Source organism: Paenarthrobacter sp. 10N417, assembly GCF_056394745.1.
The window spans coordinates 136326-160734 of sequence record NZ_JBFTIL010000004.1 but is presented as its reverse complement, the minus strand read 5'-3'; the positions used below and the strand labels follow the sequence as shown (position 1 = coordinate 160734).

Below are 24409 nucleotides of genomic sequence, written 5' to 3'. Positions count from 1 at the left end.
GCTGGCTATGATTACAGGTGCTAATGTTTCAGCCCCTTGGAGGCTCGTGTGAATGAGCGCGTGACACAACACGGCGCGATCACGGGAGTCGAGTGCGGTCTCGGTCACCCGCTTGTCGGGCGAGCGATAGAGGCCGCGCGCCTCGGTGGCCTGGTGGAGTCCATGCTGTCCAGCAGCCAGGTCCTGGTACTTACCGGCGACCCGGGCGCGGGCAAGAGCATCCTCTTGGATGGCACCGCGGTGCGTGCACGCACGGCTGGCCACCAGGTGCTGACAGCGACCGGCAGCGAGACGGAGACCTATCTCGCTTTCGCCGGGCTGTACCAGCTTCTGCGGCCCGCCCTGGCCGTTGCCGAGAGTCTGCCGGTTCGCCAGCGCGCCGCTCTGCTCGGGGCGTTCGCTCTGGAGCCCGCTCCAGACATTCCAGACATGATGCTCCTTGGCGTAGCGGTCCTGACCTTGCTATCTGATCTGGCCGACCGAGGGCCTGTTCTGGTCGTGGTCGACGATGCGCAGTGGATCGACCGGGCGTCTCTGGACGTGTTAGCGTTCGTCGCCCGGCAGTTGGCCGACGAACCGATCACCCTGTTGTTGGCTGTTCGGATTGGCGACTCGCTTCCGGGGTTCAGGGAGCACCGGATGCTCATGCTGGGGCCGCTCGATGAAGCGGCGGCCAATCAACTGCTCGAGGTGGCGCAGCCCCAGATCCTGGACGGTCGACTGCGCTTGGAGATCCTCGACCAGGCGGCAGGAAATCCGCTCGCCCTGATTGAGCTGGCAGGTGCGGCAATTCGCTGGCGGGAACTGTCTTCCAATACGGCAGCCGGTCCGCTGCCTCTCACCGAGCGGCTGGAGCGGATCTATGCCGCACGACTGGAGGAGCTGCCCGAGGATACTGAGCGTGCACTGGTGCTGTTGGCAGCTGCGGACGCGGCGGACTCAGCGACGGCCGTGTTCCTCGGACTGCCCGACCTGGGAGACAAGGCATGGCTGCCTGCACAGCATGCGGGGCTGGTAAGGCAGGTGGGCCGGCAGATCAGATTCCGGCACCCCCTCATCCGCTCGGCCGTGTACCATGCAGTGTCGTTCGATGCACGGCAAGATGCCCATCTGAGACTGGCCGAAGCACTGCGCGAGGAGCCTGACCGACGCGCCTGGCACCTGGCCGCGGCTACTGCCCACCCAGACGCGGGAGTGGCTGCCGCATTGGAGGAGACTGCGGGCCGGGCCAGACGGCGCGGCGGTTATGCGGCGGCGGCCAAGACTCTGGAACGGGCCGCCGAGCTCGCCCCGGAGCGTGAAGAGCGCGCGCGGTTGCTGGTAGCCGCCGCAGGCGCGGCCGTGTTCACGGGCCAGCTCGCATGGGTGGAGGAACTCACCGCCCAAGCCCGCGGCCTCACGGACGACTTCGCACTCCAGGCGGCCGCATCGCACCAGGCGGCCAAGCTGATTACGCTGACTATGCATCACAACGTGGCCTACGCTGCGCTCACGCGCACCGCATCGCAGCTCTCGACCACGGCACCTGAGTCGGCACTCGACATCCTAGGCGACGCCGCCGTGGCCCACTTCTACTCTGGCGAAGAATCGCAGAGGTACGAGATACAGCAAATCCTCTCGCTCATCGCCGAGAACCCGCCAGACGCATCCCTGCGGGCGTGGGTGCGGGCCCTTGCTGATCCGATCCACAGTGGTGCAGACATTGTCCCGGCACTGCCAGGGATGATCCGTCAGGAGAAGGACAGGCCCGACCGGCTGATGAACCTTGCCATCACGGCCTGGCTGCTGGATGAGACTCCCCTGGCGGTGAGGACCTTCGACATGGCCTTGGACCTGTGGCAGACCCGCGGGCCACTCCCAAATGGACTGGGCTGCGCCGCCGCCCTGGCCTACCTGGAACAGGGCCGGTGGGCGCGGGCCCGCACCGTGTGCGCAGAGGTAGCCTCTGTGGCCGCGGTAACCGGACTAGAGCACGCCGCGGCGTGCGCATCGGCCGTCGAAGCCATGGTATGCGCTTTTCAAGGGGATGCCTCCCAAGCGCGTACGCTGGCTGAAAATGCCCTTGCTCTGGTCGACCCGCTCGAGAGCCGGTCCGTCACTGTCTATGCCCGACGGGCACTTGGAGCAGTCGCGGCAGCAGAAGGCGACTATGGTGCCGCCTACGAGCAGCTGCGCATGGTTTTTCGCGCTGACGGCGCCCCTCTGCATTATCACGCATCCTACGCAGCTCTCGCGGAGCTGGCCGCCGCTGCCGCGCGCAGCGGCCACATCAACGAGGCCGCTGCGATCGTTGAGCGCTGTGGCCAGCAGCTTGGCAGCAGCGCTTCAGCGCGTCTGAAGGCGCTGTTGAACCGAAGTCGTGCGCTGCTCTCCGACCCGGAGCAGGCCGAATCCTGTTTCAACGCCGCCCTGTCGGACACCACGCTCGAGTTATGGCCTTTCGAACGGGCACAGACGCTCCTGGACCACGCTGAGTGGCTACGGCGCAGGCGCCGCATCGCCGAAGCACGGCCCGGGTTCACCTCGGCGCTAGAGACTTTTCGGCGACTCGGCGCCCGACCATGGATCGAACGCGCCCAGGCGGAACTGCGCGCGTCCGGCGTTGACGTCGTCGATGCCGCGCCGGACGCACTAGCCGAGCTCACGCCGCAGCAGTGGCAGATTATCCGGCTTGCAGCCCGAGGACTCAGCAACCGCGAGATCGGCGAGAGACTCTTTCTGTCACCCCGAACGGTCGGCTCGCACTTGTACCGCACATTCCCCAAACTCGGCATCACAGCCCGCGCACAGCTCCGCGATGTCCTCGAAAGCGCCCCCTCAGCCAACGGTGCAGTCATCTGACGCATACCGCCCCGCGCGCTAGGCAGACCAGAATTGTCAGAGGCCGATCGAAACCATGACCGGCTCGACGGCGGCAGGGTCGCCGTCGCCAATGAAAGGGGCGACGACCGTGCGGGAAAGATCGGCAGCGGCCTTGTGGGGCCGGTTCCTAGCTTCCGACCCCGGGTTACTGCGCCTGGTCTCTGCTCTCCGGGTAACTCTGGCAGTCCTCCTTACGCTGGGTATGCTGACTGCTCTGGCGCAGCCTGTCCAGGTGGTAGTGACTGGTGGATTCAGCGCCATGGTCGCCTCGCTCGCCACCAGCGACGTCAGCGCCCGTGACCAGATGCTCACCCTGCTGGGCGGTCTGATCACCTCTTTCGGCGGCCTCACAGCTGGAACGCTGCTGGCACCTAGTCCCGCCGCGGCGGCTGTGGTCTTTCCACTGCTGATCTTTGTGGCCGCCTATGCTCGCAAATTCGGCCCGCGCGGACTGGGACTGGGAATCTTCGGCGTCATGATGCTCTTTCTGGCGCAGGTCACCAAGGCAGCGCCCGGACAGTTACCGGAACTGGCAGGGGCTCTCGGCATGGCCATCACGGCTGACGCCCTGGCGCGCTTCGCGCTCGTTCCGACCAGGGTTCAAAGCATTCTGCGACGCCTGCAGCAGGCGTTCGACAGCCGTCTGCGCTCTGTGCTGGAAGCGACGATCGAGCTCCTGGAAACGCGGCGCGACGATACACGGAGAGTTCGGGCATTGGAACGCACCATCAACCGCCTGCACGTGTGCGCGCTGCTGATTGAAGACGTCATGGACCGATGCCACGTGGATAAAGCCACCGCTGACACGCAGTTGAGGATCGCACGTACCGAAAGCGCTGCGCGCCGGCTTGCCGTTCTTGCAATGCGCTTGACGCGTATGCCCCAGCTGCCCAGCGATGGGCAAGCCCACACCCGCGAGCATCTGGTTCGCGAGATACGGGCCCTGTATGACTGCTTGGTGAACTCCGATGAAGCCTCATACGGAGGAGTACGCGAACGGCTGCTGGACTATTCGGCGCATCCGCCGGCATTCGCCCCTCCGGAACTGCAACACAGCTATCAGGGAGTAGGCGAGCTGGCTCTGATGGTGTTCGGCCATCACTCGGCACCAGATGCTGCCGCAGCGGGGGCTACCGGCAAGCCGCGGCGAGCCCGCGCAGAGGGTCGAACCACCCGTCAATCGTTCCAGCTCGCGGCGGCTACTGCACTCGCCGGAGCCGGTGGAACCTTGCTCTCACCGGATTTATGGTACTGGTCCGTCGCCACAGTTTGGGTGGTCTTCATCAGGGTGGAGAGCACCGGGGAGATCCTCCTTCAAGGCGCCAGGCGATTGGCTGGCACAATCCTGGGCGTGGTGTTCGGCTTCTGGCTCGCGGTCCTGTCCAGCGGTAGCTCTTCCAGCGGGCTGTGCCTGCTCCTGCTGTGCCTCTTCGGGATGTTCTACACGCCTCCGGCCGCCTACTGGGCTGTGACCTTCTTCATCACCGGCGCGCTTAGCGTGCTCATTTCGCTCCTCCATACCTTCACGATTAGTTTGCTCGTGCTGCGCATCGAGGAGACAGCGCTCGGCGTCGCCTGCGGGGTAATCGCTGCGGTCCTTATCCTGCCTATCAGTGCTCAACGAGTGAGCAACGACCGCTTGGTCGAGCTTATGCGCGCACTCCGCCGCGTCACCCGTCACGCCATTGGCAGCCTCGACGACAGGCACCTTGCCCGGGGGCTGTCCCAGGATCTGCGGGAACTCGATCAAACGCTGGAGGCCTTCCGCAGGTCCTGCCTGCCGATTGCCCACCCGGCCAATCCGCAACGCCGACGGCGGGCCCGTGCCCGCGCCCTGATCGGACTCTTGGATGCTTGTGGGTACCACGCCCGAAGCCTCGCGGCCTTGGTCGAGCGGGTTTCGGACGTCCCACAGGTTGCCCGACTGGGGAGCGCAGAGCGGAGCATCTCAAGCACTGTCGAATGTTTGACCAGACAACTCGATGAATTTGGAAGTTCGACGCCGAACCGCGTTGGAAGTGCCTCCACGATCACCCTGTCACTGCTCGCCGACGAGTCGGGCCTGCCCAGGAAGCGCATATCTCCTAGCCAACGGCTGCTGCTGCATGCTGAACGTCTGGACGCTGCCCTGCAGACCATTGGCACCACCCTGATGCCAATGACCCCGGCGACGCCGCTGTGTCCAGCTGACGGGCAGGGGTTATAGGACAAAACGTGTGTATGGGACGAGCTTGCTTTCCAGTGATCGCGCGGAAAATCCGGAGTAGCTAAGCTTTTGAAGCTTAGGGTAGCTGGGGTGCTTGCACATCTCTGGAATGCTTGATTTGTGGCTGCGGGATGGTTCGGAACGGGAAAACCGGTGCCGGTAAGCACCGTTACCGGTGCCTGGAGTGCGGGGTGGGCCGCCCTGGTGAGTCCTGATGTAAGCCGCCGGGCTGAATTGGATGCGTTTCTGGGCTGGCAGTGGTGCAATACCGAGAAAGAGGCCGCATGACCTGCCCTGCTCGCCCGGCTCCCCTCCCCGACCATCGTGGTCACCGGTGGCGGCTCCGGGATCATGGCGGCCCTGTCCGAGTGCTGGAGTGAGACCGCGGTTCAGCGGTGCCTCGTGCACGCCCAACGGAAATCAACACTGGTGGACCGGGACGCGCAACCCGAACTTGGTCCAATGCGGCTGAATGCTGGAGGTTTAGGTAAAGCGCACGCCTGGAGATGTAGCAACAGGAAACATATGGAGCCGGGGCCCGTCCGACAGCAGCATGAGAGAACCCGGAGCCCAAGGTACAGAAATTAGGCACCTCCTGCTCCCGCATTTCCCACCTCGCGGGCCGGCACGGGCAGGACCCGTCAAGGCGGAGCCGTCTTCGAGTCGCTTTCGTTATGCTATCTGGATTCGTTCATCGCCTAGCTCAACCTCGACACGCAGCCGGCCGCCCAAGGCCTCGACGTACTTTCGCAAAGTGTCGACCTGGGCGCGATCAATGTCACCGTGCTCGATGCGGGACACCCTGTTCTGGCTGACGTGCAGGCGGTCGGCCAGCTCGACCTGTGTCAGGTCAGAGGCCTCGCGGAGCTCCCGAAGCCGGTAGGCCCGTACCTCATCGAGCATGCGCTTCTTGTGGGCATTCACAGCTGCCCGGTCAACGGGACGCTTTGCCAGTAGTTCCTCCATGGACTTCGCCATTATGCGCCTCCTTTCAGAATCCTCATATGATAATCGAACAGGTCATCAGCAACCGGAATGTTCGTCCTGTACCACTTGCTCCAGTTGCCCGCTTTGTCCCCAGCGACAAGCAGGATCGCCCGCCGCTCTGGATCAAAGGCAAACAGGATTCGCAGTTCCGAACGCCCGCTGGATCCCGGCCGCAGCTCCTTCATGTTCTTGTGCCGTGAACGAACCACTGTGTCGACCAACGGTCGACCAAGTTGAGGTCCGCGCTCAGCGAGAAGCTCCAATGCGGCAACTATCTGCTCATACGAGTCTTGGTCAAGATCTAACAGCCACGTCTCAACGAGTCCCACGTCAACATTCCACATCGAACCCATGGTACAACTCAGGCGTTCTACAACTCAAGAGCTATATCGTGTGGAGCGTCACTTGCTGGACGTGCACTCAGAGGCGCGGTTCCAGTAAGTGATCCGCCAGTGGCTGTCCATCCCGATCACCGACTGGCTGATCTCATCCAGCAGCTGCGCCTGAGTCAGCAGATCCTCATGCTGTTCCTCCGCCATGGAGTCTCCGGGTTCTCCTTTGAAAACGGCCGCCATCGCACCATCGGTTAGTTGCTGGGTATAAGGTCACGTCGCCTTAAGCGGGAGATCCCCCTGCCGCGGCCATGCCGGCATTCCCTGTTCGAGGCAGTTCACACCGGCCGCTGGAGGCGGAACCGGCGAGGTTTTCCGGATTCAGACGCAGGAGTAGTCATAGTCGAAGCCACGAGAGACATACTGGGTAAGGGTGACTTTGCCTCCTCCGGTCAGTGGCGCAGCGGCGCACATACGTTTGGCTGACGTCAGCGAACTCGCGCCGGCTAGCCAGCTTCTGGCCGTGTAAAGCGAGCTTGACGGCGGAACTGTGCCCACTATTTGCGACCACTGGCTGGTGGTGGAGTAGATTCCGGTCGTTGCACCGATGTCTGCGAAATAGGCCACCATTCCTTCCAGATCCGCACGGTTGGAAGCCTTGTCGGCGGACCAGCTGTTGCCCGTTTCGACGTCGAGCCACCACATGTATGAGCCCGGAGTGCTCACGCCTCGGATGTTTGCATCGTCATATGCTTTGGCATACCCATACATATACGAGCAGGCAGCCCCAAAAGATCCGCTCGTGCACTGGCCGTAGGGGTTGCTCACAGTAGTTCCGCCATAAGTATTGCTTGTGGGCCACCAGGAGCCGGCCGATCCCGGATTGGCAGTATTTACGTAGAGCGCGACCTTGGGTTGCGCGGTAACGCCAGTCGATGAACCGGCCCAGGACAGCTCGGTCGCGAGGCAGGGATTGGTCGTGTTGGCGGTGCCATTGTTGACGCCAACAATTCCAAAGGTCTGGCCTTTAGGCAGCGCCTTGCCGCACTGCGGCCATGAGACGTCATTGCCTGTTTCGGGGGGTGTCGCGGCCTCCGCAGGGACGCCGACGAGCATCAACAGCATGGCTGCAAAGGCGGCCATCGGATAACGAAACCGGATTAGCATCGGCGTGGTGCGGGTGATGTTCACAGTCGGCCCCATTTCGGCTCTATGCAATCAGGTACCAAGCATGAGACTCCCGCCAGCACGCGTCAAGGTAAGGCGGGTTGACTCGCTAGCGTGACGGAAGGAACCTTATTGGCAAACTCGTCGATCTCGACATGCTCAGCCGATGATGTCTTGAGCCGCAACGCTCCGGAGGCCATGAATATGGATCGGTTGCTCACGGCATGTCCGCCGCGGCCCAAAGGGCACCGGCGGAGATGATCTGCCCGTCCTTAATGACGGTACGCGTCCTGCTTTCGTCCCAGAGGACCGAGGGTTCGTGGAAGGGATTACCGTCCAGCACCACCAAGTCTGCGCAGGACCCCTGGGCAATGCGTCCAAGGTCACCACGCCGAAGCAAGGCCGCGTTGGTTGATGTTGCCGACCGGAGTGCGGCGTAGACGCCAAGAACTTCACACTGCAGGCGGAGTCCGGCCAGTTGCTCATCCTCCAGCTCACCCATGAGGTCTGTTCCAAACCCAATCCGGACCCCGGCATCTCGGGCCAGTGCCACGGCGTTCCTCCCGGCCTCCAGCACTTCCCGGTTCTTTTCCGCTCCCACTTTGGTGAGGCCGACTTCCTCTCCACGCCGGTCCATGGCCTCGTAGGTCACCAAGGTGGGGACCAGATAGACGTCGTTGTCGGCCATCAACCGGGCGGTTTCCGCATCCAGCAGGTTACCGTGTTCGATGCAGCGAACCCCGTTAAGTACTGAATGGCGGATGGCCTCGGGCGAGTAGGCGTGAGCCGTGGCGTAGCTGCCCCGGCGGGAAGCCTCCTCCGTGACAGTGCGGATTTCCTCCGCACTGTACTGCGGAATCCGAATCGGATCGACCGGGGAAACGACCCCTCCTGAAGTCATGAGCTTTATGGCGGACGCACCTGTGCGGAATCGATGACGCACGGCCTGCAGCAGGTCATCGACGCCATCTACCACTTCGCACATGTGCCCGCCATGGAAACATCCCCCGTCGTTCGCGGCCCGGATATCGCCGTGGCCGCCTGTTTGGCTTAGCGCCGGGCCCGTGAAGAAGTAGCGTGGCCCGGGGTACAGACCCTCCTCGATGGCGTTGGCAAGGCCAACATCCCCACCGGCAACGTCACGAACCGCAGTGAAGCCGCGGAGCAGTGCAGCCGCGAGGCGCCTTGCGCCGGCAAGTGCGGAATAGCTCAGTGGACCCGTCTCGTTCCTGGCGGACGTCAGGCTAAGGGCGTAGGCATGAAAATGCGCATCGATAAGTCCTGGAATCACGGTTCGGCCGCCAGCGTCAAGGACGACATCGGTCTCATCCACCTCCCGCCCTATGGCTGTAATCCGGCCGTCCCGGATGCTGATAGAGCCCTCAAACAGGTCAGGTGATTCGCCGTCGAAGATCAGGGCGTTCCGTACTGTCAGAATTCCGGAAGTGGTCACGTGTTGTTCCCTTCGTATTGCCTTCGCGGGCGGGCCCCCAATGGTGCCCGCCCGCGAAGGAGCTAGTTGGCGGTGGTAAGGGCTTCTTCGAGCAGATGGACAGACCGCCTTGCGACCTCCAAGGCTGCGTCCACCGAACTCTGGTCATAAGTGCCGTCAGGGCCGAGGAAATTCATCGATCCGATAGTCTGGCCGTTGCTCACGACCGGAACGTTGACAATAGCGCCGCAACCCAGTGACTCGATGGTTGCCGAATCAAAGAAGAACGTGCGGACCGCTTCCTTGTCCGCCCCCAGGAACGGCTGCTGTCCATTGATCACCTGCTCCAGCCACAGCCGGTTCGTGTCCCCCGCAAGGGTCTTCCTCCCGCCCACCGGATAGACATCCGGATGTGTGGTGTAGACGCGGGCCATACTGGCGCCATTATCGGCAATGACGGAGGCGGTAAAGAGCGTGACGCCGACTGCTTCCCGGGCGTGGGCGTACACGTCGTCAAAGGATTCAAACTGAGAACTCATAAAGTCCCTTCTTTCTCTTGATGGGAACCCATCCACTGGCGTTGCTTAGTAGCCGTAGTGCGTCTTGGCGAAGTCCTCGGTGATGAAGCCGTTGACGATGTCATGGGTGATGTCTTCGCGGGAGCGCTTGGAGACGTCTCCGAAGCCGCCGCCCCCTCCCACGGCGAGGCGGACGACGTCGCCGGCTTTGATCTTGTGGGCGTTCGCCTTCAGCGTGCGGATCTCATCAGCGCGGCCGGGGTTGATCACAACTTCCGGGCCCTGGGCGTCTGATCCGCCGAAGAGCCCCCAGGCGGGGGTCTTTGACCGTTCGAACCAGAGTCCGACCACGCAGTCGGCCAGGAATTCGTATTCGCGTACCACGCCGTTGCCGCCGCGGTACTGTCCGGGGCCCCCGGAGTTGGGGCGGATGGAGTACTCGTTGATCCGGAACGGGTAGCGCGTTTCCAGCATCTCGATGGGAAGGTCCTTGAGGGAGCCGTTGACGTTGTTGATCATGGCTGATTCCCCATCCGTGCCCTGCCAGGCACCCCAGCCGCCCAGAGTTGCCTCCATTGTGACGAAGTTCCGGCCGAAGCGGGCGTCGAAACCGGCAGCGGTGATGATCATTGAGTCGCCGTGGCTGGCGCTGGCGACGCGGTCCGGCATGGCAGGGGCCATTGCCTTTGAGACGAGGTCGATCAGCAGCCCAAGGTGGGAGAAGTACCACTGGCATGGAGCTGGCGTCACGGCGCCGAGCACTGAGCCGGACCGAACCTGCGTGGTCATTGGCCGGAAGGAACCGCCGTTGGAGTTGGACTCGGGGCTGACAAGGAGTTTGTAGCCCACGCGCAGTGCCGAGACAGCCTGGGCGGCACCACAGTTAACCGGCCCCGTGGTCTGGTCCGCCGATCCGGTGACGTCGAAGTCAACGGTGTCGCCGGCTACAGTGATCCGCAGCTTGATCGAAATGGGAGTGTCCAGATTGATGCCGTCGTTGTCCAGGAAACCCTCGGCTTCGTAAACCCCGTCCGGGATATTGCGGACCGTCGCACGCTCAATTTCCTCCGTTTGGCGGAAGATCTCATCCCTGGCGGCATCCAGCTGCTCCATTCCGTACCTGCCCACGAGCTCCTTCATCCGGGTGGTCCCCATCCGAAGAGCTGCGATCATCGCGTGCATGTCACCAATGGTCTGGTAGGGGAAACGCACGTTGGTCCGGATCAGCTCCACAACCGAAGTCTCGATTCCGGCTTCGACCAGCTTCACAGGCCCCATCCTGAAGCCTTCCTGGAAGATATCCGTCGAGTCCATCGAGCCGCCCACATCTTTGGATCCCATGTCCATCCAGTGAGCACGCGTGGCCGCGAATCCGACCACTGCGCCTTCGTCGAAAATAGGAGCAAAAAGGGTCACATCGTTCAGGTGGGTGCCGCCCAGGTATGAGTCGTTGAGGATCCAGATGTCTCCCTCCTGCCAGACCGCGCGGCCATACATCTCCTCCACAGCGATCGAACAGGTTTCGAGGTTGCCGAGGAACAGCGGCAGGCCAGCGGACTGTCCGAGCACGCGGTGTTCGGTGTCCAGGAGGGCCACGACGCAGTCCCCGCCCTCATAGAGGATGGGTGAGTAGGCGGAACGGATCAGTGTGGCGTTCATGTCATCGGCTGCGCTGGTGAGAGCGTTGCGGATGATTTCCACGGTGACGGGATCCAGGGTTTTGACTGCTTCAAGTGTCATTTTTTTGGTACCTCAGTTTCCTTCGACATCTTCTGAGCGGATGATTAGTGAGCCGAACTCGTCGACCTTGACGTTGAACCCGGGGGGAACCACGGTGGTGGCGGTCTGCTCCACGATGATGGCGGGCCCTTCGAATGTGTGGCCGGCGCCGAGGTCGTCCCGGCGGACCACGACGGTGTTGTGCTCGACGTGGTCAAAGACCACACGGCGGATTTCGTGCTTGAACTCCGGGCCCTGTGCAGTGACGTGACTGGGAGCTTCCAATCGTCCAAGGTCACCGACGGCCTGCGTCCGCAGCGTGACGATTTCGATCGGGGCGCCGAGGTTGGAGTGGCCGTAGCGCTCGTGATACATCGCGGAAAAGCGAACAGCGAGGTTTGCGACGAAGTCGGGAGACTCGGGTTCGTCAGCGGATGTCAGCGGAACGTTGAGGGAGAACTCCTGCGATTGATAACGGACGTCCACGGACGCCGTCGTGGCGCGGCTTTCCTCCGGGACCCCTTCCGAGACCAGTGACGACAGGCCCTCGACCTCCATCGAGCGCAGGATGCCGGCCATGTCTGCCACATCGATGTCTTCGTCGAGGTAGAAGTAGGGCTCGGAAAAGTCCTTACGGATGTTGGTTTGCAGCATGCCCCAGGCCGAGAAAGCGCCCGGGAAGCGCGGAACGATCGTTTCCGGGATGCCAAGTTCTTTAGCGAGGAAGACGGCGTGCATGGGTCCGGCTCCACCGAAGGCCACGAGGGAGAAGTCGCGGGGTTCGATACCCCGGGAGATGGTAATGGTTCGGATGGCCTGCGCCATCTGGGAGTTGGCGACGTCGCAGATGCCTTCGGCCATGGCGATGGGGTCCAGGCCGAGCTGGTCACCTACTGTTTTCAGGGCTGTTATCGCGGCTTCACGGTCCAAGGCGACTTGTCCGCCGGCGAACCAGTCGGGGTCGACTCTGCCGAGCACCAGGTTGGCGTCGGTAACGGTGGGTTCCGTCCCGCCGCGGCCGTAGCAGGCCGGTCCGGGGTTTGCTCCTGCAGAACGCGGTCCGACACGCAGGCCGCCGGCTTCGAGCCAAGCGACGGAACCGCCACCAGCGCCGACGGTGTGGATGTTGACAACGCTCATGAGCATGGGCAGACCTTCAAGGTGGGCCTCCGTGGAGACATCCGGTTTGCCGTCAACCACCAAGGAAACGTCAAAGGATGTGCCGCCCATGTCCACGCCGATGAGATTGCGGTTTCCCGAGACACCCGCCAGTTCGACATCGCCCATGGCACCGCCGACCGGGCCCGAAAGCAGTGTCTGCAGAGGACGCTTACGGGCGGACTCGGCCGTGAGCACACCTCCCGAGGACTGCATGATGTGCAGCGGGGCTTCCACTCCCCGGTCAGCGAGTTTTTCTTCCAAGTCCAGGAGGTAGTTGCGTACCACCGGTCCCGTGTAGGCCTCGACGACGGCGGAAGACGTGCGTTCGTATTCGCGCCATTCCTTGGCTGCTTCGTGCGAAAGGGAGACTGTGAAGTCTTCGCCGAGTTCCTCGATCAGGATTTCGCGGGCCCTGAGTTCGTGTGAGGGGTTCTTGTAGCTGAACAGGAATGCAACGGCGACGGCGCCGTAGCCCTCCTCCACTGCCCGGCGTGCGGCCTGGCGGACTGCCAGTTCGTCCAAGGGCACGAGTTCCTGGCCTTGACTGTCCAGCCTGCCACCGACGCCGATGACGTCCTTGCGCTCGACCAGCGGGGCAGGCTTGCGGTACTGGGCATTGTAGAGCTCAAGACGGGGGCCACGGGCAATGTGATAGGTATCTTCGATGCCGGCCGTGGCCAGCAGTAGCACGGGAACCCCCCGACGTTCCAGGAAGGCATTCAGGCCCTGGGTAGTGCCGTGCACCAGGAAATCGATGTCCGATAGATCATCAACTATGGATTCGAGGCCTGAGATTACTCCGGCACTCAAGTTCCCCGGCGTGGTGGACGCTTTCGTAGCCGCGTAGGTTCCGGCGTCCTGGTCGTACGCCACAATGTCCGTAAAGGTTCCGCCGATATCCATCGACACCCTGTAGTTCGGCATGTGTTTCTCCTCATGGTTCTGGAATGGAACGGTGTGTGAGAGATCACGGTACATATGCAGCCCACCAGTCAGGTGGGCATACTGCATGATTTGGCTATGGCTGAACGGGCAGAGTGCATAAAGGCGCTTGGCAGGTACGCCCTGCTCAGATCCGCAACAAGCCTCTTCCACCTCGACTGAGCGGTGCCCGTTGAGAAGGGCAGTGCTTTACGCCCAAACGGGCGAATCAAAAAAGTGCAAAGTGAACACTGCCTGAGCGCCCCTCGTTTGTACTGTGATTGCAATCACTCGGCCGGAGGCTAGGACGGCCTGCTCCGAGTGGAGGCTTGGATGAGCTGCTCCGAGGTGACTTCCTTGATATCCGGACTGTTCTCCGTGCACAGAATCACTGCGTGTACTTCTTATCCCGTCCAAAATATCGGAGGTCAAGACATGTCCAGTATCGACCCACTCATTTCAGGGCAAGCGCCCGGGACGGCGAGCCCACCTCGCTCCATGGCCGTAGGGCACGCGTTCCGCGACATGCCTTTCGGGTCCATCCACTTGAAGATCTGCGCGGTCCTCTTCTTCGCCTTCGCAATCGAAGCCTGGGAAATGCTCATGCTCACCTATGTTGCTGGTGATCTGGCTACCAGCCTGCAGGTCGGCATGACGGAGGTAGGAATCGCCATCTCGGCACTCTTCCTGGGTATGATCCCAGGGTCGCTGATTTGGGGGCCCATCTCTGACCGGATCGGGCGGAAAGCCACGTGCGCCTGGAGCTTCGCCGGTTATGGTGTCTTCACCCTGCTGAGTTGCTTCGCACCAAACTTTGAGACCCTCTCGGTGGCTCGCTTCCTCTCCGGGCTGTTGTTCTCCGGCGTCTTCACCGTGACTTTCCCCTATTTTGAAGAACTGCTCCCGGTTAAGGTCCGCGGAAGGGCGACGGTCTATCTTGCTGCAGGGTGGCCGATTGGTATCCTGGCCGCCCTCGGCACCGCTGCTCTGATCGGAGGGCACGGCTGGCGCTGGGTCATTGCCGTTAGCGCACTTGCGAGCCTGTGGGGCATCGTTCTGTACAAGGTGGTTCCAGAATCCCCGTACTGGCTCGCGAGGCGGGGGCGGAACGAAGACGCGCATGATGTCCTTGACCGTCTGGGGGCAGCCAGCATCTCCCGCGGCACCATTTTCACCGTGGCGGAGGACGAGAAGCAGTCCATTTGGGGCCTCTTCAAAAAACGAATGGGCCGGATCACGATCATTCAGGTCCTCATCAACTTCACCTTCTCCTGGGGCTACTGGGGACTTCAATCGTGGATGCCAACATTGCTTGAAGGGCGAGGACTGAGCGCCTCATCAAGCTTTTCCTTCATCGCCCTAAGCGCCGTCCTCATGATCCCCGGATACATGACGGCGTCCTACCTGACCGGACGCTTTGGCCGTAAATGGATATTCACGATCTACGTCCTCGCGGCGGCTGCCGGGGGTTTCTTCTTCGGAACAGCCTCGACCGAGACCGAGATGTATATCGGCATGTTCTCTCTGGCGTTCTTCGCCCTGGGAGCCTGGGGTGTCTGGGACACGTGGATGGGCGAGCTTTATCCCTCCGCGCTTCGTGGCTCCGGTTACGGGTTCGGGATTTTCGGTCAGCGAGTCGCAAATACGGTCGCACCAAGTCTTGTCGGTTTCCTCCTGGCATCCGCCACCGGAGCTACCTCGACAATTCTGTTTATCAACATGTTCTTGTTTGCCACAGTCGTCCTTGGCCTGTTCTTGCCCGAAACCGAAGGAAGTGAATTGGAATGATCACCCCCACCGACAATCTCGACGCTCTCTCGCAGAACGTCCGAATCCTATGGATCAACCCGCTCTACACCGACGTGTACAACCGGGCGATGGCGGAATCCTTCCGCCAGATAGTCCGTCCCGGCACCGAGGTTGACGTCGTCTCCCTCGAGGGAGAGGGCCCCTCCCATGTGGAATACAACGCTTTCGAAGCACTCATGCTTCCACAGCTGTTGCGCACGGTGCGGTGGGCGGAAGAAGAAGGCTATGACGCCGCCGTCATCGGTTGTTTTTACGACCCGGCGCTGCGGGCAGCACGTGAAATCACCGATCGCATGGTGGTGGTGGGCCCGGCGCACTCGGCCCTAAGCATCGCCGGCAGTCTGGGAGAGCGATTTTCCATCCTCGTCGGCCGGAAAAAGTGGATTCCCGAGATGGCCGAGAACGTCCATCGTTGCGGCGCATCAGAGCGTCTTGCTTCATGGGGCGTGCTTGAGATGGGCGTCGATGACTTCCAAGCGGACCCGGTACTCACGGAGAAGCGGATCATGACCGAAGCCCGCAAGGCGGTGGAGCAGGACGGCGCAGACGTCGTTATCCTCGGCTGCACGGCCGAATTCGGATTCTTCCGAACGGTTCAGGAGGAAATTGGCGTACCCGTGATCGACGCGACTGTGGCCCCGCTCAAACATGCCGAGCAGCTCGTCGACTCGGTCCGTCGGTTCGGTTGGACGCACAGCAAGCGCCTGGGCTACGACGGGCCCACGGCCCAGGAACGCCAGCGGTTCTTCCCGGCTCTCGAGCCACAGCACATGGTGTCAATGACCGCAGTGTCCGTGTAAATACATTGCACTGCTCGTCACGCCGATTGCCGCCGCGTCACCGAGCCCCTCCACCCCCTACAGCATCTTTGGGCGGAGGTAACCCGAGACCCTCGCTTGCCTTGACATCCCCCGGTCGACGCAGGCGAGGGTCTCCTCGGGGGTTCGCCAGCAATTGAAGGAATCAAAACTGGAAACTCAGCGGAGTCCTTACTGGTTTTCGACGGGGTCTTCGGAAGTCGTCTTGTCTGGCATGGATCGCTGCAGCACTTTGGCGATGAGGTGGACGGACAACAGCTCAGAGGGGATATCAAGCGGGACACCGAGTTCCCTTGCCCGGTTAAGCCTGGCCTGGAGGGTGTTCCGGTGCAGGTTGAGGGACTTCGCTGCCAGGCTGACAGAGCCGCGGTGATCGAGGAAGGACGCCAGCGCGGTTATGATCACGTCGCGGTCAGGGGAGGTCATCAGTCGCGGCAGCGTTAGTTCAGCCACGAGCGCGACGGCGTCCATGTCGACGAACGTCGTGGCGGCGACCACCCCGAGACTGGCGAAGCCCAGAACCGTGCCAAGCCCCGTTGACCGGGCGGATTCAGCCGCCAGCCGCGCCTCACGCACTATCGACGCCAGCGCCGGGGCATCCTCCTGCCATCGGGACAGTCCCGCCACCATTCCAAGCTCTGCAAGAGCTGGCCCCAGACGTGTCCTGATTCGGGTTTCAAGCTGGGTCGAGAGGTCTTGATCCCCGGCCGGTACGAGAGTCAGCCAACCGCCTTGAACCTCGGCCAATGGGCTGCGTAGTGCGACCTTGCGCCAGAGCAGGCGCAAGACGGCCGTCAGCTCGGGCCGATGGTCTTGGACCTGCCCGCTGCGGAACCACACGGCAACGTACGGCTCCCCTTCGCGCCAGCCCAACTGGTTCAGCAGCTGTCGGTGTTTTTCCTCGAACCCCGTGCCTGACGCTTGGGGGTCCTGATCCAACCCGGCGATCGCTGCTGTGGGAACCGCCCGGGCAGAGCTGAATAGGTCCTCCAACAGCCAGGCGGCCTTCACCGCGGGGGTGGCCACCTCAAGGATAGAGTGCACCAGCCGCAGGTTGTGGACGCCAGAAGCCGGCACGCGGGCCATGAGAGTGAAACGGACGGCGCTTTTGGCCTCATCGACTTCCACGGTGATGACTTCGTCAGTCTCCCGTGAAGGCATTCCGGCGGAGGCCAGCACCACGCCGTCGTACTCCAGCGAAACTCCAACCCCGTCCATCTCCTTGGAAATCGTCTTGAGGACATCACCGAGTGAGGTGTCCTGGGCGACTGCCCGGGCGACCCTGGCCAGTTCCACATCGACCACTGACAGGGCCGCTCCTATCTCGGCCGCCAATGCCAGTGCCAGCGTTGCAGGGTCCCCGTCGGTGGCCAACAGGGTGATGCCCAACCGTTCCGCCAGTCCGACCGCCGCGCTTGCATAGGCGCTGCCGGCCACGACGACGGCGCTGGCCTTCCGCTCCCAGGCCTGTCGGAGCGCTGCGGAGACCAGCCAGCCCCCTGATCCCATCTCTGAGGACAGGACGACCAGAGTATTGGGCCGCACCTGCCGGATTGCCTCAAGCTGGGAGACGAGAACAACACTTTCTATCAACCCGCTCGATGGCGTGAGATATAGCGGCGCGGTGCCACGTAGGGAGCCATGCGCCAATAGGCCGGCGACATCGAGCCGCGTTTCATTTTTCGATCTACGCATGTCGCCGCCTTGGGTGCACCATCGGAATGCCGAAGGCCTTTGGCTCGGTGAGATCAAGCCCCGCCTCCGTGTACCACTGCGGCGCTGCCGTGATCTTCAGGATGTCCATGACGTCGCCAACCTGGACGTCGTCGATGTTGACCACCGTGCCCTGCTCGGAATTGAGCAGCGTCACCATGTCGGGGACGGCTGCCGTTACCGCACCGTCTACGAGGACCAGCAGGATCTCATTCTGGATTTCAAGACGGACGATGCGTCCGGTCCCTTCGTCTTCCAGCGTTAGGCTGGACGGCTGCGCCGGCAGGCCGAGATCTGTGGGCCGGGAGAGGCTTTCGATATGACTCACGCGGGCACGGGCGATGCGGGTGCTCCCTAGGAGGTCGGCGAGCAACAACAGCTTTCTCTCAACGGGAGTGCTCGCGTCGAGGATTTGCCCGATCCGGATCATTCGGCTGATGGAGCCATGGACGCCATGCTCCATCAGCTGGTGTGCGGAACACGGATACATGGCGGTGGCTGCCCAGCCGCCGAGTTCGGTCACCAGTGCACGCACCAGCGTTTCGGCCCGCTGGGCGCTTTCGACCTCAACCAGCGCCCGTTCCCCGGTAACCCCCATGAGCGCGACAGGGCCGATCGCCACGTTTCCAATGTTCAGCGTCGTTTGGCTGATCAAGGGGAAGACGCGGCCCATGGGGTCGGAATCGATGACGGGCAGCGAAGACTGCAGCCCAACCATGAGTGGGACGATTCCGTTGATGTTTGCGGCAGCGAGCGAATAGATCGCCCGCACCGACCGGCCGAGACTGGCCTCGATGGCACGGATGCAGCCGAGGAACTCATCGCCCACGGGAGGCATGTCGGCGATGAAAAGGCCCTGCGTTACCATTCCGACCGCCACCACCAGATCGTCGGGAGCAAGTTCGTCGACCGTGATGAGTTCCAATGACCGGTTCTCCATCGCCCGTTGGATCATTTCTGCGTAGATGTAGATCGCCGTCGGATCGATGGTGCAGGTCAGGAAGTGGGCCCCGGTGCGCAGGTTCCGGACGTCCTCCGTAGTGAGTACGGTACTCATGGGGTGGCTCCCCGCGCGGCTGTGGGCAGCATGTGTTCTTCGTCGGTGGACGTTTCTCCCGCCGCTTGGACCCGGATTCGAACGATTCCGGGGTTGCCGTAGGGCATGGCATAGACGTTCGATTCGATGATGTGGGTTTGCCCGGGGCTGGCGCCTAACTGGACCGCCGCTGAGTGGGCGTCGTCTTCGGCGAGGTTCTGTACGCGTTTCAGGTCAACCCGGCCGCTGACGGTCTCGAGCCTGTCGATCCAAGCTGTCAGCGGCGCCGCGGCAGATCCTACCAGCGCGGCGTCCTGGGCCGCCGGCAGAGTGGGCACCAGCCCGAAGGGCAGAGCGGTGTCCTGGCGCCCGCGGAGGTCGGCAATCACGGAGGGAATGTCTGCGCGAACCGGATGGTGGGCGGTGTACGGCTCAAGAATGGCGGCGTTGCTCGCGAGGCTTGCGTCAAATCCTTGGCGAATGAGGCTTCTGGCGAAGGGCAGGCCTCCGTGGATGTGACCCACGGTGGCCCCAGCTTCCATGCAGAGAATGACTTCCCCTTCGGGGATCCCGGCCAACGTGGCCGCTCCAAGGATTCCCATCGCGGACTCGGCGCGCAACCCGTGCACAGGCGTCAGGGCCAGCCGTGACAGAGGTGCGCGGCCGCCGTCGTTCTTTGCAAACGACAGGAGAGCGGCCGGGAACTGACGCCGCCCTGCCTCCTCAAGCATGACAGCCAGCTCTTCCCCCGTCTGCATCAGGGCGCTATTGAGGATGGCGGTGTAGTCCCGGTCTCGGAAAACACTGGAATAGAAGTCACTGGAAATACTGATCCGCATATCTCTGTCGTTGCTGAGGATGGCATCGGCTATGCGCGTTTCATGGTCCCGTGACGACGTCGAACCGACGGAAGTGATCGCCACGTTCCGTACGTCCCCGGAGAGGATGCCGGGGAGATCGGCCAGGAATCCCTCCATCCCCAACCGGGCCAGAGGCCTCCCCCGCAGGTCGTGACCACCACGGACATGAACCGTCCGGGTCACTGCGGGCTCAACAATGGGTGGCAGCACTGTCATGTGGAAGGCGTCCGCAGGGGGACGGGGCGAGATGCGGATGGCGACGACGTCGTCCAGTTTCCGCTCCGCCAAGACCCGCCCGACGTTGGCAGTGATCTCCGTGATGCCTGACTTGAACTCCCGACGGAGCCCTGACAGGGACAATTCCAATGCTTCCTGCAAGCTGCCCGCGTGTACCTCCCGAGCGGCGGAAACTACAGTCCGCCCGTCCAGCACAACGCTCCGGCAGCTGGTTCCCTGTAGTCGCAGTCCCACTCTCATTGTTCAGTTCCTGCCTGGCCTCCACCAACGGTGAGTATCTGGCGTGTGGTGAATATTTTCGACGTGTGTACGGTCCACCACTAGTCGTCCTCTAAGTCTCCCCCAAGTTCACAGAAGAGAGCATCGTCGCATGCTCCCTCAGCCTACGGAGACGTTGAGCAACTGGTGTGCTGCCTCTGACTCCGCTTCCGTGAGTTCCAAGAATTTCCCCAGCCTGACATTGTCCACCATGCTAGATATCTAGCAAATCGAGTTGACAATGAATTTGGGTTGGATTGACGTCCGCGCAGGACGTTCATTCCCGTCTCTTAGTACCCGGGGAGCGCGGTTCCAGAAGACGTCTATGCATGGAACTACCCACAGTCAGAGCTAGCCCGGCTCGCACTATTAAGCTAGACTTCTAGCAAATAGTTATCGTCCCATTGGTTTTCTTGGAGAAAATGTGATTGCTGCAGCCGTGGTGGAATGCGCCACCGTCGAGGAGTGCTTCCGTTATGAGCACTAACGCCCCAAAGATGCAGCGCATCGGGTCCTCCGAATATGAATCGCTCGCCCATGCCGCTGCCGTTGAACTGTACCCGGATGTCGATTCTCCCGCCATGGCGCTGTGCTTCAATCTCATCCGCGCCGCAAACCGTATGACCACAGACATGGAAGTCTCGGTGCACCGTCCCATGGGCATCAGTTTCGCCGGCTACCGCCTGCTGTTCACCATTAGGTCCGTAGGCCAAGTCAACCCAAACGAGTTGGCCCGGCTGTCCAGCGTTTCAACGGCTTCGATGTCGAGCTTGCTCAACACATTGGAGAAGTCCGGGCTCGTGACCCGAGCGCCGGATCCGAAAGACAAGCGCAAGACGCTAGTGCAGCTTTCAGATGACGGCGAGCAAATGGTGGCCGATCTCTGCCAGATCACCAACCAGCGCGAGCATGCCTGGGCCGCGGGACTCACCGAAACGGAAGCCTCGATCCTTGCCGAACTGCTGCGCAAGCTGTTGCTGCACCATCCGACTCCCCGAACCAACTAGACCGCCAGGAGAAACTTATGGGGGCTCAAGACGTCCGGCTGGACGACGCCGTAATCGCGGAACTAAGGCAGCGCGCCAAAGACTTGGAGGCGTACGCCACCTTGTGGGCAGGAGGACCAACAATTGACTCATCAGGCTCAGCTGCCCTTTCTTCCCTGGTTGAACGGCTGGTCAACATGTATCCATACGGGGATGCGAAGTACATCGGACAACTCCTTAAGCCTCCGCACCCTGTGGCTTGGGTTGCGCAGTCCATTACGGCATTGATCAACCCGAATAATCATGCTCTGGACGGAGGCCCGGCTACCGCGGTCCTGGAAAAGGAAGTAGTGGCCAAACTTGCGGCAATGTTCGGCTATGAGGAACATCTGGGCCATCTGACATCGTCCGGCACGATCGCTAACCTTGAGGCACTCTGGGTTGCCAGGGAATTGCATCCAGGTAAGGTCATACTGTCCGGAACGAACGCCCATTACACCCACGAGCGCATGTGCCGGTTGCTCGGAACCCCGCATGAGACGATTCCGGAAGACGAGCGGGGCCGTCTTTCAATGGCGGATTTGAGGGTTAGGCTGACGCGAGGCGGGGTCGGGACCGTTGTCGTAACTCTGGGCACGACCGGTCTTGGCGCGCTGGACCAAGTCCATGAGGCCGCGGACCTGGCAGCCGAGTTCGGAGTCCGGTTACATATCGATGCAGCCTACGGGGGATTCCACACTCTCCTGGCAACTGGTCCGGAACCGCTGGTTGATCCTCCCCCCTTCCTGGCCGTTCACCGCGCGGACTCAATCGTCGTAGATCCGCACAAGCACGGACTTCAACCGTACGGATGCGGATCTGTTCTCTTCGCCGACCCATCTGTCGGCAAGCTCTATTCGCACAGTTCCCCTTACACCTACTTCACATCTTCTGACCTGCACCTTGGGGAGATCAGTCTGGAGTGCTCAAGAGCGGGAGCGTCTGCCGCGGCATTTTGGGCCACGGTTGAGGCTCTCGGGTTGTCACGGGACGGAATGGGATCGATTATCGCCGACGGCCGAAGGGCCGCGCTGCAAATAGCTGAAATCATCAGAGCCGCCGACGGTGCCGAGCTCGTCGTCGAACCCGAACTTGACATCGTTTGTACCTTCCCACGGCGTCCCACGAGCAGCCAGATATCTGCGGCAACAGAAGATGCGTTCGCGGCGCTGGCCGAAGACGGCTGGCACTTGGCGCTGTATCGGGTCGACAGCAAGTGGCTCGCGAGGAACCATCCTTGGATCGCAGTTGATAGCGACTACACCACTGTCCTGAGATCCTGCACGATGAAACCCGAGCATCTCCAAGTGGCCAAAGAATTCAGCCATCGCCTCGTTGCGTCAATGGAGCAACAGCCCCCACGGACGATCTAAGACCCAGCTGAACGAGTACATCAAGCGCGTCCAGTTCTAAAGAGCTTTGACGCTGACCGACTTACAACGAAGTGAGGAATTTCCTGTGCAGTTTCACCATCACGGTTATGTATCCGGGGACCCCCTGATCCAGCCGGCAGCAGGAGTCGGCATCAACCGGCCAGTTGAACTTCCCAACGAGGTCGACGTGCTGATCGTCGGCACCGGGCCCGCCGGCATGCTCGCGGCCGCGCAATTGTCCCAATTCCCAGGTGTCGCCACGCGCATCGTGGAGCGCCGTCCCGGAAGGCTCGCCATTGGCCAGGCCGACGGCATCCAGACCCGAACAGTAGAGACCTTCCAGGCCTTCGGATTCGCCGAGCGGATCACCGCCGAGGCATATCGGATCACCGAGACGGCATTCTGGAAGCCCGACCCCGCGGACCCCTCGCGCATCATTCGCATTGCCCGTACCCCGGATGACCCCGCCGACATCAGCGAATTTCCCCACCTCGTCGTTAACCAGGCCCGCGTGCTGGACTACTTCGCCGAGTTCATGGCCAATTCGCCCACACGGATGTCCCCCGACTATGGCTTTGAGTTTCGTTCCCTGAGTGTCGCGGAGGAGGGAGAATATCCCGTCACGGTGACCCTGGTCCACACCTCCGGCCCCCACGAAGGGCAGGAAAAGATTGTCCAAGCCAAATACGTTATCGGCGCCGACGGTGCGCGCAGCAAGGTGCGTGAGTCCATTGGCTGCGCCCTCGCTGGAGACCAGGCCAACCATGCCTGGGGCGTCATGGATGTCCTGGCGGTAACCGACTTCCCAGATATCCGACTCAAATGCGCGATACAGTCCGGAACGGGCGGCAGCATCTTGCTGATCCCGCGCGAAGGCGGCCACCTCTTCAGGATGTACGTTGACCTCGGCGAGGTAGAGGCCCAAAACAAGGGCGCAGTGCGCAGCACCTCAGTGGAGGAAATCATTGACAAGGCGAACGCGATCCTCCACCCCTACACCCTGGATGTCCGCAATGTCACCTGGCATAGCGTGTACGAGGTGGGCCACCGGCTCACGGACCGGTTCGACGACGTCCTGCCGGAGCAACGCGGGACCCGAATGCCCCGAGTGTTCATCACTGGCGACGCCTGCCACACGCACAGCGCCAAAGCAGGCCAGGGCATGAACGTGTCTATGCAGGACGGCTTCAACCTGGCCTGGAAGCTCGGGCACGTGCTTGAGGGCCGAAGCCCGGAGAGCCTGTTGTCCACCTACTCCGCCGAGCGGCAGATGGTGGCAAAAAACCTCATCGACTTCGACAAAGAGTGGTCCACCCTCATGGCCAGGAAACCGGAGGAGTTCGAAAACCCCTCCGAGCTGTAGGACTTCTACGTCCGCACCGCCGAGTTCCCGGCCGGGTTCATGACCGAGTACGCGCCGTCCATGCTGGTGGCCGCCGCCAAACACCAGCGCCTGGCCCCCGGATTCACCATCGGCAAGCGCTTCAAGTCAGCACCAGTAGTTCGAGTCGCTGATGCCAATCGAGTACACCTCGGCCACCACGCCAAGGCCGACGGCCGCTGGCGAATCTACGTCTTCGCAGACTCGGCGCCGCACAGCGCCGACTCGCCCACCGAGCGGTTCGCCAACTGGATCACCAACTCGCCGGATTCCCCCCTTGCCGCCACTCCGTCGGGGGCCGACCCTGACGCGTGGTACGACGTCAAAGTGATCTACCAGCAGGATCACACAGGCGTCGACATCAACGCCGTTCCCGCAGTATTCAAACCTCAAGTCGGTCCGTTCCGGCTCACGGACTACGAAAAGGTTTACGCAACAGATCCGACAGAGGACATCTTCGACCTGCGTGGCCTCAACCGCGGAGGTCTCATAGTGATTGTCCGCCCTGACCAATACGTGGCAAACATCCTGCCGCTCACCGCAACGACCGAACTCACCGCGTTCTTTGCACCCGTTTTACGGCCGCGAGTCGAA

Annotated in this window: 18 protein-coding genes and 1 pseudogene; 8 read left to right on the top strand and 11 right to left on the bottom strand. The window is 62.1% G+C overall.

All coding sequences use genetic code 11. From position 1 onward, the window contains the following. Positions 1-60: 60 nt before the first annotated feature. The 3 genes from AC1DCM_RS06695 (at position 61) to AC1DCM_RS06685 (ending at position 5283) form a co-directional block, all read left to right on the top strand. On the top strand, positions 61-2841 hold the full coding sequence (locus AC1DCM_RS06695) for a helix-turn-helix transcriptional regulator (protein ID WP_477517739.1): 2781 nt from the start codon (positions 61-63) through the stop codon (positions 2839-2841). Between the two features lie 109 nt (positions 2842-2950). Then, positions 2951-5068, top strand: coding sequence for an FUSC family protein (locus AC1DCM_RS06690; protein ID WP_442015862.1), 2118 nt, complete (start codon positions 2951-2953; stop codon positions 5066-5068). Positions 5069-5181: 113 nt separating this feature from the next. Further along, on the top strand, positions 5182-5283 hold the full coding sequence (locus AC1DCM_RS06685; RefSeq protein ID WP_442015863.1) for an IS1/IS1595 family N-terminal zinc-binding domain-containing protein: 102 nt from the start codon (positions 5182-5184) through the stop codon (positions 5281-5283). 457 nt (positions 5284-5740) lie between these two features. Here AC1DCM_RS06685 and AC1DCM_RS06680 read toward each other — a convergent pair whose 3' ends face one another. From AC1DCM_RS06680 to AC1DCM_RS06645, 8 genes are all read right to left on the bottom strand, one after another. Then, positions 5741-6046: a helix-turn-helix domain-containing protein gene (locus tag AC1DCM_RS06680; RefSeq protein ID WP_442005023.1), complete on the bottom strand. Its 306-nt coding sequence runs from the start codon at positions 6044-6046 to the stop codon at positions 5741-5743. Beyond that, positions 6046-6399, bottom strand: coding sequence for a type II toxin-antitoxin system RelE/ParE family toxin (locus tag AC1DCM_RS06675; RefSeq protein WP_477517738.1), 354 nt, complete (start codon positions 6397-6399; stop codon positions 6046-6048). Before AC1DCM_RS06675 ends, AC1DCM_RS06680 begins: the two co-directional genes overlap by 1 nt. A 57-nt stretch (positions 6400-6456) precedes the next feature. Then, positions 6457-6594, bottom strand: coding sequence for a hypothetical protein (locus AC1DCM_RS06670; RefSeq protein ID WP_442015865.1), 138 nt, complete (start codon positions 6592-6594; stop codon positions 6457-6459). A 174-nt stretch (positions 6595-6768) separates the two neighbouring features. Beyond that, positions 6769-7554, bottom strand: a complete 786-nt coding sequence (locus AC1DCM_RS06665) for a glycoside hydrolase family 25 domain-containing protein (RefSeq protein ID WP_477517822.1) — start codon at positions 7552-7554, stop codon at positions 6769-6771. 217 nt (positions 7555-7771) lie between these two features. After that, entirely contained in the window at positions 7772-9007 is a 1236-nt protein-coding gene (locus AC1DCM_RS06660) for a metal-dependent hydrolase family protein (protein ID WP_477517737.1), read from the bottom strand. A 62-nt stretch (positions 9008-9069) separates the two neighbouring features. Beyond that, positions 9070-9525, bottom strand: a complete 456-nt coding sequence (locus AC1DCM_RS06655; RefSeq protein WP_442005019.1) for a GAF domain-containing protein — start codon at positions 9523-9525, stop codon at positions 9070-9072. A 45-nt stretch (positions 9526-9570) separates the two neighbouring features. Next, the gene (locus tag AC1DCM_RS06650; protein WP_477517736.1) at positions 9571-11244 is read right to left on the bottom strand and encodes a hydantoinase B/oxoprolinase family protein; all 1674 of its coding nucleotides are present in this window, start codon (positions 11242-11244) and stop codon (positions 9571-9573) included. 12 nt (positions 11245-11256) lie between these two features. Next, positions 11257-13308, bottom strand: a complete 2052-nt coding sequence (locus AC1DCM_RS06645; protein ID WP_477517735.1) for a hydantoinase/oxoprolinase family protein — start codon at positions 13306-13308, stop codon at positions 11257-11259. Positions 13309-13740: 432 nt separating this feature from the next. Between AC1DCM_RS06645 and AC1DCM_RS06640 the strand changes: the two genes are divergently transcribed. Then, a complete protein-coding gene (locus AC1DCM_RS06640) occupies positions 13741-15093 on the top strand; it encodes an MFS transporter (protein ID WP_477517734.1) in 1353 nt (450 codons plus the stop codon). Further along, entirely contained in the window at positions 15090-15914 is an 825-nt protein-coding gene (locus tag AC1DCM_RS06635; RefSeq protein ID WP_442005015.1) for an aspartate/glutamate racemase family protein, read from the top strand. Before AC1DCM_RS06640 ends, AC1DCM_RS06635 begins: the two co-directional genes overlap by 4 nt. A 189-nt stretch (positions 15915-16103) precedes the next feature. Here AC1DCM_RS06635 and AC1DCM_RS06630 read toward each other — a convergent pair whose 3' ends face one another. Genes AC1DCM_RS06630 through AC1DCM_RS06620 form a run of 3 tightly spaced genes read right to left on the bottom strand, consistent with a single transcriptional unit; the run spans position 16104 to position 20018 of the window. Next, positions 16104-17627 carry a PucR family transcriptional regulator gene (locus tag AC1DCM_RS06630; RefSeq protein ID WP_477517733.1) on the bottom strand — a complete coding sequence of 508 codons (1524 nt, stop codon included), beginning with the start codon at positions 17625-17627 and terminating at the stop codon, positions 16104-16106. After that, positions 17620-18702, bottom strand: coding sequence for a DUF917 domain-containing protein (locus AC1DCM_RS06625; protein WP_477517732.1), 1083 nt, complete (start codon positions 18700-18702; stop codon positions 17620-17622). Before AC1DCM_RS06625 ends, AC1DCM_RS06630 begins: the two co-directional genes overlap by 8 nt. Then, the gene (locus tag AC1DCM_RS06620; RefSeq protein ID WP_477517731.1) at positions 18699-20018 is read right to left on the bottom strand and encodes a hydantoinase/oxoprolinase N-terminal domain-containing protein; all 1320 of its coding nucleotides are present in this window, start codon (positions 20016-20018) and stop codon (positions 18699-18701) included. Before AC1DCM_RS06620 ends, AC1DCM_RS06625 begins: the two co-directional genes overlap by 4 nt. A 494-nt stretch (positions 20019-20512) precedes the next feature. On the opposite strand from AC1DCM_RS06620, the gene AC1DCM_RS06615 reads away from it, so the two are divergent. The 3 genes and pseudogenes from AC1DCM_RS06615 to AC1DCM_RS06605 all read left to right on the top strand — a co-directional run. Next, entirely contained in the window at positions 20513-21043 is a 531-nt protein-coding gene (locus AC1DCM_RS06615; protein WP_477517730.1) for a MarR family winged helix-turn-helix transcriptional regulator, read from the top strand. A gap of 17 nt (positions 21044-21060) precedes the next feature. Continuing rightward, positions 21061-22434 carry a pyridoxal phosphate-dependent decarboxylase family protein gene (locus tag AC1DCM_RS06610; protein ID WP_477517729.1) on the top strand — a complete coding sequence of 458 codons (1374 nt, stop codon included), beginning with the start codon at positions 21061-21063 and terminating at the stop codon, positions 22432-22434. 85 nt (positions 22435-22519) lie between these two features. Further along, positions 22520-24394 (top strand): annotated as a pseudogene (locus tag AC1DCM_RS06605) (FAD-binding monooxygenase); the annotation flags it as partial. Positions 24395-24409: the final 15 nt, after the last annotated feature.